Annotated in this window: 12 protein-coding genes and 1 pseudogene; 4 read left to right on the forward strand and 9 right to left on the reverse strand. The window is 43.2% G+C overall.

Annotated elements, in window-relative coordinates; genetic code table 11:
• Positions 1-221 precede the first annotated feature (221 nt).
• Positions 222-659, forward strand: coding sequence for a DUF6918 family protein (locus NSTC731_RS22900; protein WP_445626935.1), 438 nt, complete (start codon positions 222-224; stop codon positions 657-659).
• 215 nt (positions 660-874) lie between these two features.
• Here the strand turns inward: NSTC731_RS22900 and NSTC731_RS22905 are convergent, their stop codons facing one another.
• From NSTC731_RS22905 to ssuD, 9 genes are all read right to left on the reverse strand, one after another.
• A complete protein-coding gene (locus NSTC731_RS22905; RefSeq protein ID WP_445626936.1) occupies positions 875-1,543 on the reverse strand; it encodes an HAD family hydrolase in 669 nt (222 codons plus the stop codon).
• Between the two features lie 392 nt (positions 1,544-1,935).
• Complete coding sequence (locus NSTC731_RS22910) at positions 1,936-2,082, reverse strand: hypothetical protein (RefSeq protein WP_445626937.1); 147 nt, start codon at positions 2,080-2,082, stop codon at positions 1,936-1,938.
• 55 nt (positions 2,083-2,137) lie between these two features.
• Positions 2,138-6,859: a WD40 domain-containing protein gene (locus tag NSTC731_RS22915; RefSeq protein ID WP_445626938.1), complete on the reverse strand. Its 4,722-nt coding sequence runs from the start codon at positions 6,857-6,859 to the stop codon at positions 2,138-2,140.
• Complete coding sequence (locus NSTC731_RS22920; protein ID WP_445626939.1) at positions 6,852-7,292, reverse strand: hypothetical protein; 441 nt, start codon at positions 7,290-7,292, stop codon at positions 6,852-6,854. The genes NSTC731_RS22915 and NSTC731_RS22920 overlap by 8 nt, the downstream gene beginning before the upstream one ends.
• Positions 7,293-7,496: 204 nt before the next feature.
• Positions 7,497-8,801, reverse strand: coding sequence for a P-loop NTPase fold protein (locus NSTC731_RS22925; protein WP_445626940.1), 1,305 nt, complete (start codon positions 8,799-8,801; stop codon positions 7,497-7,499).
• Between the two features lie 476 nt (positions 8,802-9,277).
• Positions 9,278-10,633, reverse strand: a complete 1,356-nt coding sequence (locus tag NSTC731_RS22930) for a (Fe-S)-binding protein (RefSeq protein ID WP_445626941.1) — start codon at positions 10,631-10,633, stop codon at positions 9,278-9,280.
• 57 nt (positions 10,634-10,690) lie between these two features.
• Positions 10,691-12,028, reverse strand: coding sequence for an FAD-binding oxidoreductase (locus tag NSTC731_RS22935; RefSeq protein ID WP_445626942.1), 1,338 nt, complete (start codon positions 12,026-12,028; stop codon positions 10,691-10,693).
• Positions 12,029-12,615: 587 nt separating this feature from the next.
• A complete protein-coding gene (gene ssuE / locus NSTC731_RS22940) occupies positions 12,616-13,182 on the reverse strand; it encodes an NADPH-dependent FMN reductase (protein WP_445626943.1) in 567 nt (188 codons plus the stop codon).
• 71 nt (positions 13,183-13,253) lie between these two features.
• The gene (ssuD, locus tag NSTC731_RS22945; RefSeq protein ID WP_445626944.1) at positions 13,254-14,414 is read right to left on the reverse strand and encodes an FMNH2-dependent alkanesulfonate monooxygenase; all 1,161 of its coding nucleotides are present in this window, start codon (positions 14,412-14,414) and stop codon (positions 13,254-13,256) included.
• Positions 14,415-14,645: 231 nt separating this feature from the next.
• On the opposite strand from ssuD, the pseudogene NSTC731_RS22950 reads away from it, so the two are divergent.
• From NSTC731_RS22950 to NSTC731_RS22960, 3 genes and pseudogenes are all read left to right on the forward strand, one after another.
• Positions 14,646-15,124 (forward strand): annotated as a pseudogene (locus NSTC731_RS22950) (IS4 family transposase); the annotation flags it as partial.
• Positions 15,125-15,167: 43 nt separating this feature from the next.
• Positions 15,168-15,776, forward strand: coding sequence for a glutathione S-transferase family protein (locus tag NSTC731_RS22955; RefSeq protein WP_445626945.1), 609 nt, complete (start codon positions 15,168-15,170; stop codon positions 15,774-15,776).
• Between the two features lie 84 nt (positions 15,777-15,860).
• Positions 15,861-16,466 (forward strand): class I SAM-dependent methyltransferase, encoded by a 606-nt coding sequence (locus NSTC731_RS22960; protein WP_445626946.1) that lies wholly within the window; start codon positions 15,861-15,863, stop codon positions 16,464-16,466.
• The last annotated feature ends 53 nt before the right edge of the window (positions 16,467-16,519 follow it).

The following is a 16,519-nucleotide window of genomic DNA, read 5'->3' on the forward strand; positions in this document are numbered from 1 at the left end:
GTGGGGTTAATCCCTTTTCTGTTTTGTCTTGTCTCCCCTGCTCCCCTGCCCCCTGCCCCCCGCCTTCTGCCTCCTGCCCCCTTGCTTCTTCTCAACTATGCAGTTTAAAAGCGTATCAGCTTATCCACAACATCCTCTAACTCTGATACCATTTTCTGTAATTTCCTGCTTGCTAAAAAATTAGCCGAATAGAATTAAGTACTTAGATAAGGAAGAGTGAAATGGGACTTAGTGAGGGACTTTTGAATCCGACCAAAAAGGCTATGGTCGTAGATGATTGTTGCAACATGATTGAAGGACAGCTTGCATCCAAGTCAGGCATGAGCGGCATCGCTTTGAAAACTGCCTTTGCTGCTTTGAAAGGGATTAAGCCAGGGTATATTCCCTATGTCGTTGAGCAAATATTACCGCAATGCTTTACAGCTCTCGATCCCATCTGGAGTAGAGGCGTAGAGAAAGGCGATCCAGTTGAATATCTGAGTACGAATCGCTCTGATACAGCAGACGCGCTACTGAGTGTTACCGATGCCAGAGTCAAGAACTCAACCCGCCAAATTGTGCGAGGAACCTATGAAAAACTTCGCGGTTCAGCCAAAAAGCACGTAGAAGAAGCAGTGCCAGATTTAGCTAAGATAATCAATAATTACACTAAGGTCTGAGCCAAAGGTTAGAGACGCGATTAATCGCGTCTTCTAGAAAAGTGGGAAGCGCAGATGCAAAGTAGCTTTTCACCAGATATCGCCTCAAAACTTCACCAACTCCAAATCAAGTCCCGCCCGTAGGATGGCTCTAAGGCTTTTTGACTAGTATAATATTGCACAGCTTTGTTAATGAATCGAGTGCGATCGCCTACCCTTCTTCCTTCTTTTAATATTTAAGCATTTGCACCCAGAATAGAAGAGTCATATTGCTGGAGTAAATCTTCTGGATCGTTGTAAATTGCGATCGCTCCCGACAGTTCTTCATCGCTAAAGCCACCGCAACGCAAAGCAATTACACCTACTCCTGCTTTGCTGGCAGACTCAATATCATAGGGCGAATCTCCTAGCATCACGACTTTTTCTGGTGTTATTTGCCCTTTGTTCAAGGCAGCTTCTACAATGTCAGGAGCAGGTTTAGATGCTTCAGCATCATCAGATGTAGTTACTTCCGTTAGCAAATCATCTACTTGGGCAATTTTCAGCATGATCTCAAGTTCTTCAGAACTTGCTGAACTAGCGACAACCAGATGCAATCCCGATTTTTGCATCTTTAATATTAAGTTTCTGCTACCAGGAGCAGCAGTAATTTGCGGTATATATTTGTCAAATAAGAGTTTTTTGCGTAGTTGAGCGATCGCTTTGCCAGTTCCTTCTTCACCATTTAATTCTGGCACTACTTTAGGAATTAGTTGATCTCCACCCATACCCATGAGTGGTCTAACTGTTTCAAATGGCACTTCCAAATCATAACCTGCAAATGCCTCTACCCAGGAATTTGCATGAGCATCATTGCTGATAACCAGCGTGCCATCAATATCTAAAATTACCCCTTCTAATGCCATGAAAAACCTCAACTGACATTTTGTTTTATTGCTGATGATGGCATAGCAAATCAGTTGACTTCATCATCCCATAAGAGGAGAAAGGGGTAAGAGCTGAGATGGCGATCGCTTTCTGCCTGAAATTTCCCCAGTCAATCCAAGTTCTTTACTCAAAGATACACTCAAAGAAACGCTGCCTTGGGCGATCGCATGTAGGCTTTGAGAGTAGATGAGACTGCAAGTAAACCCCGATCGCAGACCAAAACACTTGTAGAGACGGCGATTTATCGCGTCTCAAAACCCAATATTTTGTACCAATAACCCTTAACCCAACCGTATTGGGCTATAAAAGCAGAAGAATTAAAGAAGCGATCGCCTGATGGACAAGTACAAGTAGTGCCATCGCGCTTTGGTTAAAATGATTCAATATGAGAGGGCGATCGCAAAATATTGCTTGAGCTACATCGAATAGATAGAGGCGATCGCATTGCTACCGGATCGAGCTTGTGATTGCTTCTCTTTTCTACGAGACGCTTTGCGATCGTTGCACCCGCAATCACGTTTTATTTGGCTAGCTGATATTAATCCGGCGATGCATAATTTTTCACTTGCTTTTTACTTGATATCGTCGCAGAGATGGTGATCGCTCTCACCCAAATTCGAGTTATTCTGCAAATAATCATGCAGCCAATTGCAACCCCGCACCAGCAAACGGTCTAAATTCTCCACAGGCCACAACCGCGCTGTGTTGTCAGATGATGCCGTGGCGATGGTTTTGCCGTCCGGGCTGAAACTCACACTATTGACATAGCTTTGATGCCCTTTGAATTCTTGTAGCAGTTGCCCTTGCAGGTTCCACAACCGCGCTGTTCCGTCATCTGATGCCGTGGCGATGGTTTTGCCGTCTGGGCTGAAACTCACACTATTGACCCAGCCTTGATGCCCTTTGAATTCTTGCAGCAGTTGCCCTTGCAGGTTCCACAACCGCGCTGTCTTGTCATCAGATGCCGTGGCGATGGTTTTGCCGTCCGGGCTGAAACTCACACTATTGACATAGCCTTGATGCCCTTTGAATTCTTGCAGCAGTTGCCCTTGCAGGTTCCACAACCGCGCTGTCTTGTCATCAGATGCCGTGGCGATGGTTTTGCCGTCCGGGCTGAAACTCACACTATTGACATAGCCTTGATGCCCTTGGAATTCTTGGATCTGTTGCCCTTGCAGGTTCCACAACCGCGCTGTGTTGTCAAGTGATGCCGTGGCGATGGTTTTGCCGTCCGGGCTGAAACTCACACTATAAACATAGCCATAGCCTTGATGCCCTTGGAATTCTTGCAGCAGTTGCCCTTGCAGGTTCCACAACCGCGCTGTCTTGTCAGATGATGCCGTGGCGATGGTTTTGCCGTCCGGGCTGAAACTCACACTTGAGACTATGCCTTGATGCCCTTTGAATTCTTGCAGCAGTTGCCCTTGCAGGTTCCACAACCGCGCTGTTCCGTCATCTGATGCCGTGGCGATGGTTTTGCCGTCCGGGCTGAAACTCACACTTAAGACATAGCCTTGATGCCCTTGGAATTCTTGGATCTGTTGCCCTTGCAGGTTCCACAACCGCGCTGTGTTGTCAGATGATGCCGTGGCGATGGTTTTGCCGTCCGGGCTGAAACTCACACTATTGACATAGCCTTGATGCCCTTTGAATTCTTGCAGCAGTTGCCCTTGCAGGTTCCACAACCGCGCTGTGTTGTCAAGTGATGCCGTGGCGATGGTTTTGCCGTCCGGGCTGAAACTCACACTACCGACACTGCCTTGATGCCCTTTGAATTCTTGCAGCAGTTGCCCTTGCAGGTTCCACAACCGCGCTGTGTTGTCAAGTGATGCCGTGGCGATGGTTTTGCCGTCCGGGCTGAAACTCACACCCCAGACACTGTTTTGATGCCCTTTGAATTCTTGGATCTGTTGCCCTTGCAGGTTCCACAACCGCGCTGTGTTGTCAAATGATGCCGTGGCGATGGTTTTGCCGTCCGGGCTGAAACTCACACTATTGACACTGTTTTGATGCCCTTTGAATTCTTGGATCTGTTGCCCTTGCAGGTTCCACAACCGCGCTGTCTTGTCAGATGATGCCGTGGCGATGGTTTTGCCGTCCGGGCTGAAACTCACACTATTGACACTGCCTTGATGCCCTTTGAATTCTTGCAGCAGTTGCCCTTGCAGGTTCCACAACCGCGCTGTCTTGTCAGATGATGCCGTGGCGATGGTTTTGCCGTCCGGGCTGAAACTCACACCCCAGACACTGTTTTGATGCCCTTTGAATTCTTGGATCTGTTGCCCTTGCAGGTTCCACAACCGCGCTGTCTTGTCAGATGATGCCGTGGCGATGGTTTTGCCGTCCGGGCTGAAACTCACACTATTGACACTGCCTTGATGCCCTTGAAACTGGTTACGTTCTTTAATTTTATTGAGAATATTATCCAAAGCAAAAATAGGGCTGATAGCTGGATATTTTTCTAAAGGGCGACCATCTTTGACCAAAGTTTTTAATTCTTTACCACTCTGCACTGCTGCCAATAGCGATTCTAACTCTGCATATTCAAACTGTCTTAAAGCATTAACTCCAGCTCGTTCTAATTCGGTTCCCTTTTGTGCTTCTTTACGTGCTGCTTCTGCTGCTTCTGTTGCTTTCTGTGCTTCTGTAAGTTTTGCTTCCGCTTGTTCGAGAGTGGTTTGGACTTGTTGTAATTTTACCTCAACAGTTTTTATTTCTTCCCTTACCGTTTTAATTCTTTCCTCTGCTTGCAGGCGTTTTTCTCGCTCTCTAGTTAATTCTGCTAATATTTCATTGCCCTGTTGTTGGCGAATAAACGACACGAGATAATCATGTACCAATTGATAGCGGTCAGCAGGTGATTCTGGTAACAGCAATACTAACCTTGATGCCACAAAAATTTCTAACACCAAATCTAATTTATCAACTTCTGCCACCAAATCTGCAGCTAACTCAGCACGAGTTTTTAAAGGACGAGTGCCATTTTCATCTGTGAGTAAATATAAAACCAGTCGTGCAACCTGTTCATTTTCAAAACCACAATCATGAATAACTTCTTCTAAAAATCGCTCGACCAGTTTTTCTTTAGTACCAAACTGACGATACTTTTCTAAAGTTGTAATTTTCTCAGTTTGCAATTGCGTCCCCACAATTTGCAATTCAATCGGGCGCACCTCACCCAAATCACCTGCTAAATCCCGCACCAATTCATCAATTAGCGTAGGTTCTAGATAAAATTGCGAACGTGCTGTTAAACTCTCTACAACTGCCTTGGCATCGGCTGGGGAAAAGTTACCCAAATAATAGCGAATATTTTTATCAAGAATATTATTATTAATTACCGTCAAATCAAACAAACGGTCTAACTCTAATAAATAATGTAAATAATCTTCCCGTAATGATAAAACAACCTTTATAAAAGGAATATCTAAACAGACTCGCAAAAAATCATAAAACACTCGCCTTTGATGTTGGTCGGGATAAACAAAGAAAAACTCTTCAAACTGGTCAAACATTAAAACCGTCAACAAATTTCTATCGCCATTTTTGCGTAATTGTTCTAAAATCGCTGCTGAAGAATCAAAATTAACAGATAATTTCTTACCTCTAACTTCCTCAAAAGCCTTAGTTAAACTTTGCTCCAACATTCCCACCCAATCTGTATAAACTCGCAACAAAATAGGTAAAGCATCTCGCTCGCCAATTGATTGTTGTTGCAACGCCGGGATTAATCCACCCTGTAAAATCGAACTTTTACCCACTCCTGACTGACCATGAATTACAGTTAATTTATGCTCAGTCCCGCCAATTCTTTCTCGCAACCGCTTCACATCTTGTCCCCGTCCAGAAGCAGCGATTTCTTGAGCAATGGTTTCTGCATTTTCAACTTGCAGTGCAGAATTAATTGGTTGTCGTTGCGGGTTGAGGTAAGATGCACCAACAAAGGCGCGGAAACCATATTGTTGTTCGATTTGTAGTTGCTCTTGCTTAATATAAAAAGCTTTGAGATATTCACCTTGTTCAAAGTAGAGCAAGCGTAACCTTTCTAATATAGATATATATAATTGTGGGTTGTATTGATGATTACTTTCAACTTTTGCAGTTTCTAAATTAGTAATTGCTGCTTGAACTAGACCTAAACCCTGTTGTGATTTGGCTAAAATAAATCGATATAATCCAAATTCATCTGATTGAATATTAGGTATATCAGCTAATATTTGTAATGCTTGCCCCGCCAGTTGATGAGCTTCATCCCAGCGTGACTGTTCTAGTGCTACCTCTGCCAAAAAACCATAATCTTTAGCCAATTGCAACGACGTGCCATAATTTTGATGTAGTGGTAGAGACTTTTCCACAAGGCTTTGCAACTCTGTCCATGCTTGCAAACCTCGTAGTACTTCACCTAGTTTAGTAATATGTTTTGCGATTAAATCTGAACGTCCTGCTTGTTCAAAAACATCAATAGCTTGCTCAAGGTAATTTCTCGACTCTTGCCAATAGTGTTGATTTTCTGTCTGATTTTTTTCAGCTTGGCGGTTATAAACTAAAGCAATATTAACGATTAATATACCTTGTCGTTCTAAATAATTACTTCGTTGCCAGAACTGCAAACTTGGTTGATAATGTGCTAAAGCTGAATCTATTCGATCGTGTAGATAATCATTCAAGCCAAGCGAAAACTCTAAACTTGCTTGAAGTGCTGCTTCTAATACTTCTCCTCGATTTTGCAAATCCTGACGAGCAGTTTCTAATTCCCGGCACATTTGGGAATTAGGCGTTACTTCACCAGCAAAGACTTCATCAGTTTTTTGCTGAAGGAAGTTGACTAATTCATCCGTAGGGTTTTCAAACTCAATGATAGTTGCCCAATTTTCTAAATCAGTTGCTAATCGAATAAATTTTTGCAGAACTGAATCATTAACCCATAACAATATCGGAAACGGGAAGTTCTTTCTAAACTCCTCCCGCACTTGGTTAGCTGAAGTCAGAACTGTATCAATATCTTTAACCGACTCCAAACCAAAAACCATCAATGCAGGTGGCTGTTCATCTGCCAATTGTTCGCGTATATTTGTGTAAAGCGTTTTGATTGATGCAGGTAAAGTAATTTCGCATATTTCCACAGGAGATAATTGGCGCAGGCGTTCTACCATACGTTGACGTAAAGCAGCATAGTTACAGCGCAATAAAATCAGCGAAAACTGCCCCTGAGAAAAGGTAATTGCTCTGACTAAAGTTTGTAATGAACTCTGATTATCAAAAGCTAAATTTTCCGGTTTTTGCTGATTACTCATAACATACAGCAGTTTTCTTTTGCATAAAGTACAAAGCTACGGGTTTTGAGCCAGGAGGTAGGAGGCAGGGGGCAGGGAGCAGGGGGCAGGTGGTCACTGAGCGAAGTCGAAGTGAGGCAGGGGGCAGGGGGCAGGGAGCAGGGAGCAGGGGGCAGAAATGACGATTTTTGCTAGTTGTAAAAAGCTGTAGTTGTGAAGATGACAACTGACACGGCTCCCGCACTTGTTGAAACGGCTCCCGCACTTGCTGATATACCTCCGGCACTTGCTGATATACCTCCGGCACTTGTTGATCTAGCTCCGGCACTTGTTGATCTAGCTCCGGCACTTGTTGATCTAGCTCCGGCACTTGTTGATCTAGCTCCGGCACTTGTTGATCTAGCTCCTGCACTTGCTGATCTAGCTCCCGCACTTGCTGATCTAGCTCCCGCACTTGACTTATCGCGGTATCTGGAAAACCTCACTTCTATTTCTCTCTTCCTTTAAGGCTACGGTGTACACACAAGTCTGAAATAGCTGATTAACCAAGGTTTTACCCCACCCTAACCCTCCCCTTATAAAGGGGAGGGAACTAGATTTCTTGTTTCCCCCCTTTATAAGGGGGGATTAAGGGGGGTAATTGTTCATATATGCCGATTTATAACCCAAATTCTTTGGCTTCTGCCAAAATCGGATTGACATCAAACCACGAACCATCCTCATTCCGGTATTCAAATACAAACATACTGCGGAGCAAAAGTTCGTATCTTTCATGACCTCTCAAGCTTTTCTTTTGCGCCACCTCACGCAGTACTTCCCATTCATCAGGCGTAATTGCCAAAGTTAACTCATTGCGGCGTTGTTTAATCACCCTGTCTACGCACTCCCGCGACAAAGGCGGGTCTTCTTGCTGAAGACAGCGAAACAATAACATCAACAAGTTACGCAAATGACCGCCGCTAACTCGGCAAAGTCGCTCTAAAGTATCAGAATTATCAAAAACCTCGGTAATTAAATTCCGGCTTTGTTCCCAACTCACACCAGGAAAAGCCCTCGCCATCACCATCTGTTGCAGCAGCATGATTCCTTGTGAGAATTGCGAACCATCTTGTAATTGCACAGGAACCATCGGCAAAACCTTGGGGTCTACGCCAAAGCGATTTGTTAGCCTTCCTAAAGCGTTGGAAAAAATCAACACTAAGGGAATGGTATAAACAACATGACAATTTAGCTGGTTTAACTGTTCGCCCCGTTCCACAAACAGATATTCTGGCTGATAATAACCGGAAGGCTTTAAAGAATTATCTACTCTATCGAGATTATCTATAATTACCACCAGTCCTTTTTTACCTTGCTGCTTAAGTTTCTCTCTTGCAGGCTTGAGCAATTCTTTGTTAATTGATTCTAAAATGCCGTTGGTGCGCGGTTCTAAATATTGCCGTAACTGAGAGCGAAGTTTGGGACTATCTTTAGTTTTGGCAGTAATTTTAGCAATACCAACAGATAATTCCGCCTCCACCCCAATATCTAGCGGCGTTTGCAAAAACTCAGAAATTTCCGTAAACAGATTTTTAAAGTATCCTGGTTTGAGGTTAATTTTGATTGCTTCCAGACTTTGACTCACCTCACGAGCTACTGCTAATAAAATATCTGTAACATCAATATCAGCCATATCGAGGCTTTGGCTAGACTCGAAATAAACCACATGAAATCCCTGCTTTTCTAACTCTGCCTTTAGCCACAGTAATTCAGTGGATTTGCCACAACCGATATGTCCGGTAAACAATTGACAAGTGGGTTCTTCAGGTGAAAGGCGGGCGATAGTTCGCCCAAGTTCCTCAATAATTTTGGCACCACGCACTTTAGAGAAATCAATATAATATTGTTTATCTTCCGGTTTGCTCACGACCAGAGTTTTACTGGGGTTGCAAGCTTGAGAAAACCTGACTAAATCTAGTTTCATCACAAATTACCCGAAATTAGCTTGATGCTCTTGCCCGTTTCAGTGATTATACAGACGATAAAGCGGCTATTTCGGAAAAAACTTCTTCAGATTGAGTGATTATTTTTGTCTGTTTAATTAAACAGAATTCAGATGAACCCCACCGCCAACCCTGCTTGCAAGCAAGGCTACGGTGTACACACAAGTTATCGAATCACTACCAGTCCTCGAATTACCCCACCCTAACCCTCCCCGTATGTATTGGGGAGGGAACAAGATTCCTGTTTCCCCCCAATACATCGGGTCATCGAAGGAGTACCTCTATTAAAAGGAGGTAAGGAGGGAACAAGATTCTTGTTTCCCCCCTTTACAAGGGGGGATTAAGGGGGGTAATTTGACTTGTGTATACACCGTAGGCAAGCGAGGAGGGAGTAAAAACGTAGCTTTGGCTCTTTGCTTTCAAATCAATTACAGGTGTCCATCCCACAAAAAAATGTCTACAATTTCAATTTCTCACCGCGAATCGAATAATCTAACAACTCCATCGGGTGAATAACTGACATCTTCTTACCCTGCAACTGCAAATGCTTGGTAATTTGCAAAGTACACCCCGGATTAGCAGAAGCAATTAACTCAGCACCAGTATTCAACAAATTCTGTACTTTTTGCCGACCCAATTCTTCAGACACTTCTGGTTGCAGCATATTATAAACTCCAGCACTGCCACAACATAAAGCTGCATCTATTGGTTCTCTCAACTTCACCCCTGGAATTTGTCGCAATATCTGACGCGGTTGGACGCTAATCTTTTGTCCGTGCAATAAATGACAAGCATCTTGATAAACTAAATTCAATGGTTTATCGGTCAATGGTGAAAGTTTCGCTGTTAACCCAACAGTTGCCAAAAATTCTTGAGCATCTTTAACTTTAGCGGCAAAATCCTTTGCCTTTTCTCGATATTCTGGGTCATCTTCTAAAATGTGACCGTATTCTTTTAAAGTATGACCGCAACCAGCAGCATTGATAATTACGAAATCCACATCTGTTTTGGCAAAACTATCAATCATCTGTCTTGCTAAAGCTTTCGCCTGTTCTGTTTGTCCTTGGTGTTCGGGAAGCGCCGCACAACAACCTTGAGATTTGGGAATCACAACTTCACAACCATTCGCTGTTAAAACGCGCACTGTCGCTTCATTTACGGGGGAGAAAAACAGCCGTTGGACGCAACCCAAAATTACCCCGACTCGATACCGCTTTTCACCTTTAGCAGGAATCACAGTAGGCAAACTATCTTGAAAAGATTTGAGAGTAATTTCTGGCAGAATTGATTCCATTGCTGCCAAACGGGGCGATATTTTATTCAGTAAACCCGTAGCCCGAAATAACTTAGCAAATCCTAATTTTTGATAAACTAACAACGGAACTAATAAAACCCGTAAAAGATTAGGATAGGGAAACAGAGTAAATATTAGTTGGCGAAAAAATCGATCTGGTAAACTGCGGGGATAATTTCGTTCAACTTGATGACGAGTTGCAGAAATTAACTTGTCATACTGCACGCCAGAAGGACAAGTACTCACACAAGCAAGACACCCCAAACAAGAATCAAAATGTTCTACTGTTGCGGTATTGAGAGCAATTTCACCCTCATTAATTGCATCCATTAAATAGACGCGTCCTCTAGGAGAATCCATCTCCTTACCCAGCACCCGATAACTAGGACAAGTCGAAAGACAAAATCCACAATGTACGCAACTATCAATTAATTTCGGATCGGGTGGATGACTTTCATCAAAGCCCTTCAAATTCTTTAAACTAGCCGTATTATTAACAGAATTTTCTGAAACTTGCATATATTCTCTTGTTCCCCTCTCTATCTGAGCGTTCTCTGTGTCTTAGCGGTTCGTTTCTTAAATTCCACCCACAAACCGACCAGGACTTAAAATATGCTTACTATCAAACTGTTCCTTAATACGGCGCATTAACGGTAAAGCATTACCCGTATAACCCCAAACATCTATTTGTTGTTTAACCGCAACTGGTGCTGACAGAATTATTAAAAAACCACTACTCACTTGAGTGGGATTGCTTCTAGCAAAGCCTAAGCGATCGCGGATTTTCAAAACTTGATTTTTACTCTCTAATTGTAACAAACCTAAACCACTACTAAGATGAATTAAACCCAACTCCACTTGAGTCAAAATCCCCACAGCAGCAGTAGGTAATACTGCTATTTTGCAGCTAATTACCGATTCTGTAGCAGTAGTATGTATTCGTTCTTGCAATCTCTGCCATAGATTAGCTTCATCACTATCGGTAAAAATTGCCCCATTTAACCCTAACTTTTGTCCAACTTCCAAAACTCGGTTTGATTGTTCCTTAACACTCTCACTAATACTTTGAAACCGAGCAATTAATCCCAGTCCTTCACCCAATCCTAAACTAGACACCAATTTAGTTGATAGCAAATCAGCCTGAACTGGTGTTAACGCCGAACCTCGAAGGATATCAGCCGCTTGAGATACAGCCTCAGCTTTCCCAGTTAGTACCACCGTCCCCGATGCCTCGGCTAGCGGATACAGGCGAAAAGTTAATTGACTAATAAAGCCTAATGTGCCATAAGACCCGGTAAGCAACTTCATCAAGTCATATCCGGCAACATTTTTAACTACTCTTCCCCCAGCTTTGGCGATTTCTCCATCAGCACGGACAAATGTAATACCTAGTAACTGGTCGCGTACACTGCCATAACGTTGCCGCAGAGAACCTGTATCACCTGTGGCAACAATACCGCCAATGGTTGCTGACTCTGGTGCTGTGGGGTCAAGAGCAAGAAATTGCCGCGATTTTGCCAAAAGTGCTTGCAAATCGGAGAACTTCATCCCAGCTTCGACTGTGACAGTCAAATCACCAACAGCGTGTTCAATCAGTTGGTTGATGCGTTCTGTACTAACTACAACATCAATGCTTTTTGCTAAACCACCCCAGCTAAGTTTACTGCCACTACCACAGGGAAGCACGCGCCAGTTATTGGCGTGAGCCGCGGTCATGACTGCGGCTAGCTGTTCTTGGCTGCGGGGATAGACAATACAACTGGGTGAATTTCCAGAAGCTATAGCTTGTTGGATACGTTTTTGCTGACTGAATTCGATATTTTCCCAAAGGCAAATAGCATTTTCTTCACCGACGATAGATGCAAGTTCAGAAGCGCAGACGCCTTGCGGCTTGTCGTTAGACATCGCTTTCATTGAGTTTATTTTTTTACGCCCTACTTCTAATTTACTGGCTAACCTGACCAAAAAAGTGCTGCCCATCCCCGCCCGAAAATAAATTTTCCGGCTTTTAGGTTAAGTCTACTGAAGTAGACTGGAGATTTTTGGTCGATATTTAGTCATCTTCAGATGACTTGAGCTATGAGGCGGGAATTTCAATTCCCGACGGACAAGGGGTTTGGCGTTAAGTTGACACTAATGAGCAATGCTGTGTCCTGACGACAAATGTGGTTCAAATACATGAAAACTGCTGTAAATAGAGAAAGTAGTAGATGAGTAAATTTCACTCATCTACTATAGGTAGAGTTAGGAGACAATTTGCATATATACAATATATTTTATAGAAAAGATAATAAATTATAGCGGTGTTAGTTTAATAGACTATAAAAGTTGGCAGATAAGTATGAGCGCGATCTATAAATAATTTGAAGATTGCAATAAAAGTGTCATTTATGAAATTCTGAAAGTAAAGTTATGTGGCTCTGATTAACTTTAAAAAAAAGTAACAGATGGGTAAAATTTACCCTTCTGCTACAAGCAAACGGAGGTATAAACTTAATTATTTAATTGGCATGAACCAATTCTTGAGGCGCTGCGGCATCATATTCTACAGCTTTCACAAATTCCTTAAGAACGTCTTTGAGTCTTTGGTCAATTTCCTCATCTAACAAGACGCTGTTATCGGGTTGGCGTTGAATTTGTTTGTCTACTGCATAAACTGTAGCGAGGATATGCCGCGCTCCTAATTCAGATAACACAGGTTTTAGAGCATATTCAATTGCTAATAAATGAGCGATGGTTCCACCCAAAGCAATTGGTAACACGGGTTTACCTGTTAATGATTTTTGTGGCAGCAAATCTAGAAATGTTTTTAGCACTCCTGTGTAAGCAGCTTTGTAGATTGGGGTGGCAATAATCACACCATCTGCCTTTGCTAATAAAGCTTTTGGCTGTTCTAAAGCAGGGCTGTCGTATCGTCCAAAAACTAAATCTTCAGCAGGTAAATCTCGAACTGAAATAATATCTATATGCAAGCCTTCTTGTTGTAAAAGCTGGGCAGTATATTCGACAACACCATAGGTTCTAGATGGATGTGTTGGACTACCTGCGATCGCTAAAATATTTGTCATTCAATTAAACTCCTATGCATTAATCGGAATGGGGAATGGGAAATAACCAATGCCCAATACCCTAAACTTTACTAGGATATGGATGTGGCTTTCTCCTGATGTTGCTGCTTAGGGAAATCTTCATTTGCCACAATCTCGCCGAATGGACTTAAGACGTGTTGCTTCTCCACTGCGGGTAAATTATCTAATGGCAAATGGGGAAATAGAAGTTCTGCAACTCGATAAGCTTCTTCTAGGTGGGGATAGCCAGAGAGGATAAAGGACTCAATACCTAAATCAGCATATTCTAATATCCTGGCAGCTACGGTTTGAGGATCGCCGACTAAGGCTGTTCCCGCACCACCCCGCACTAAACCGACTCCCGCCCACAAGTTCGGGCTAATCTCTAATGCCTCACGATTACCGTGGTGTAATTGAGTCATTCGCTGTTGTCCAACTGAATCCATCCGGGCATAAGCTTTTTGGGCTTTGGCGATCGCCTCATCATCCACATACTTAATCAATTGATTCGCTGCATCCCAAGCTTCACTCTCAGTTTCGCGCACAATCACATGTAGGCGAATTCCAAACCGCAAAGTCCGGCCTTGTATTTCTGCAAGTCTGCGAACTGCTGCAATCTTCTCGGCTACTTGCGCCGGTGGTTCGCCCCAAGTTAGATAGACATCTATGTGCTTGGCAGCAATTTTTTGAGCAACAGGAGAGGAACCGCCAAACCACAAGGGCGGATATGGCTTCTGGACGGGTGGAAACAGCAGTTTCCCATCCTGAATGTTAAGATAGTCGCCTTGGAGATTGGCTTGTTCGCCACTAGCGATCGCTCGCCATACTGTCAAAAATTCATCTGTTAATTCATAGCGGCGATCGTGATCCAAATGCAAGCCATCTCCCGCTAACTCCACGGGATCGCCACCAGTCACGACATTAATCAGCAAGCGTCCCCCAGAGAGGCGATCGAAAGTCGCCGCCATCCGCGCCGCTACTCCAGGTGATACCAAGCCGGGACGAATCGCTACTAAAAAACGCATCTGTCGCGTCAGTGATACCAAGGTTGACGCTACAATCCAAGCATCTTCGCAAGAGCGGCCTGTAGGCAGCAATGCCCCTGTATAACCAAGGTCATCCACCGCTTGGGCAATCTGCCGCAGATAAGGAAAGCTTACTGCCCTTCCACCTGTAGCAGTTGCAAGGTAACGTCCGTCGCCGTGGGTTGGGATGAACCATAGTAGCTGCATGAGTCTTGTCCTTTTAAACTACGGTAATTCGATAGAACTACCGTGCTTTGTTTATAGTTTTTAGAGTATCACATATTCCATTTAAGTAAGCAAGAAGTTTTCATAAAAATCCGGTATTCCTATCAAAACAATGTAGATTGAGCAATGTCCAAAAAACTAGCGTTGGGTATTGGCATTAGGCAGAGAGGCAGAGGGGCAGAAGTTCTAAAATGCTTGAATTTTGAATTTTGAATACTTCGAAAGGAATTTGCTCAAGCACTAAATATAGTTACTGTAGTCAAAACAAATCTTAAAACTAATGCTCGTAGTCATGTAATTCTATTTTCTAGTGACCTAAAGTTTTCATATGAGAAGATAATCGACTACTACAAACTCCGTTTCCACTCTCGTGTTTAATTTTCGTGATGCCAAGCAGTTCTGGGGATTGGAAGATTTTATGAACCTGGGACAAACTGCTGTGACTAATGCTGCTAAAACACGCATTCTTCATGGTTAATTTATCCCACCATCTTCTCGCTGATTTTCGTCACCACAATCCCGGTTCCAGCATTATTGACCTTAAGGTTCACTACCGTGGTTTTCGATATGTTAATGAAATCTTAAAAATGCTTCCGGAAATGCCTGAGCCTATTTTATTAAATCAGATTTTTGCCAAGCTTACTTCTTTGGGACGTATTCATGCCGTTTCTACGGGCTTTAAAGCCTCGTAAATTGGCAATGGTATTGAAATTGAACTGAATTTATAGCAGTGATATGGCGCGAATTTTATACTATGCACAGCGTTCACCTTACGCTCGGAAAGTGAGAATTGTCCTGGCAGAGAAACAGCTACCTTACGAACCTAAAGAAATAGACATTAACAATAAATCAAGAGAATTTCTGAGTTTATCTCCCATTGGGAAAGTTCCAGTATTGGTAGATGAAAATGGTCTCGTTTTTTGGGATTCAACGCTGATTGTGGAGTATCTAGACGAAACTTATCCTGAGCCGAGTTTCTATCCAGGTTCGCGCGTCGAGCGTTTGTGCTGTCGTCAGGGGGAAGAGTTAGCAGATAATTTGATAGATAATGTTGTGGGATTGTGGTACGAAACCCGTAAAGGAAATCAAGCCGATTTTGCCACCCAAGCTAAATATCAGTCCAGCATTAATCGCCTTTTAGGTGTTTTTGAGCAAAAGTTGACTAACTCAGCCTACCTATTCAATGAAACTATGAGTGCTGTTGATGTTGCAGCTATATCAGGGTTGGGTTACTACAGCCTCAGATTTGGCCATAATTGGCAGCAAGAGTATCCTAAATTGAGCCAATGGTTTGAGCTATTACATCAACGTAAGTCGATTGACTCTACCATGCCAAAAGCATAAGGCAATTTAGCTGACTTTAATCACTTGAGTTTTTACAAGACATTGTAGCTATTATATTCACCTATTCAATAGAAAGGGTAACTAATGATGACCGAACGAGAATTTCCGAACTGGGAAACGCTCTATCAAGAACAGGCCGTTGAAACCATGCCTTGGTTCAACCCTAGCTTAGATCCAGATGTCGAAGAAGCGCTCCTTACCCTTGAGGTGAGCAATGGTTCAGTGCTGGATTTGGGAACAGGGCCCGGAACTCAGGCGCTTGCCCTAGCCGAACGAGGATTTCAGACGATGGGAACAGATTTGTCAGAGGGGGCCATTCGTCAGGCGGCAGCAAAGGCAAACCAAAAGGGATTAGAAATTTCGTTTCAACAAGATGATATTCTCAACAGTCGTTTGCAACAATCTTTCGATTTGATTCTCGACAGAGGATGCTTCCATGTTCTGCCACCCCAAAGCTATGGTACTTACGTCCAAACAGTCGCAAGCTTATTAAAGCCTAAGTGCTACCTGTTACTGAAATGCTTCTCTCAAGAGGAAACAAGAGAACAAGGGCCTTACCGCTTTAGCCCAGAGGAGATTGGGCAGATATTCAAAGAACGATTTCATCTGCGTTTGGCTAAACAAACGGTCTATCATGGGATAATCGATCCCCTTCCCAAAGCACTCTTTTGCATCTTAGAAAAGTATTGATTTTTTTGCACAAATTTATCAGCTTCACTGAGAACGAGCAGCGATCGCCTTAC

Source organism: Nostoc sp. DSM 114167, from assembly GCF_052692655.1.

Coding starts and splice junctions, on each gene's coding strand:
- NSTC731_RS22925 (WP_445626940.1), bottom strand. CDS start 8,801: ATGAAACTAGATTTAGTCAGGTTTTCTCAAGCTTGCAACCCCAGTAAA.
- ssuD (WP_445626944.1), bottom strand. CDS start 14,414: ATGCAGCTACTATGGTTCATCCCAACCCACGGCGACGGACGTTACCTT.
- NSTC731_RS22900 (WP_445626935.1), top strand. CDS start 222: ATGGGACTTAGTGAGGGACTTTTGAATCCGACCAAAAAGGCTATGGTC.
- NSTC731_RS22905 (WP_445626936.1), bottom strand. CDS start 1,543: ATGGCATTAGAAGGGGTAATTTTAGATATTGATGGCACGCTGGTTATC.
- NSTC731_RS22930 (WP_445626941.1), bottom strand. CDS start 10,633: ATGCAAGTTTCAGAAAATTCTGTTAATAATACGGCTAGTTTAAAGAAT.
- ssuE (WP_445626943.1), bottom strand. CDS start 13,182: ATGACAAATATTTTAGCGATCGCAGGTAGTCCAACACATCCATCTAGA.
- NSTC731_RS22955 (WP_445626945.1), top strand. CDS start 15,168: ATGGCGCGAATTTTATACTATGCACAGCGTTCACCTTACGCTCGGAAA.
- NSTC731_RS22915 (WP_445626938.1), bottom strand. CDS start 6,859: ATGAGTAATCAGCAAAAACCGGAAAATTTAGCTTTTGATAATCAGAGT.
- NSTC731_RS22935 (WP_445626942.1), bottom strand. CDS start 12,028: ATGAAAGCGATGTCTAACGACAAGCCGCAAGGCGTCTGCGCTTCTGAA.
- NSTC731_RS22960 (WP_445626946.1), top strand. CDS start 15,861: ATGATGACCGAACGAGAATTTCCGAACTGGGAAACGCTCTATCAAGAA.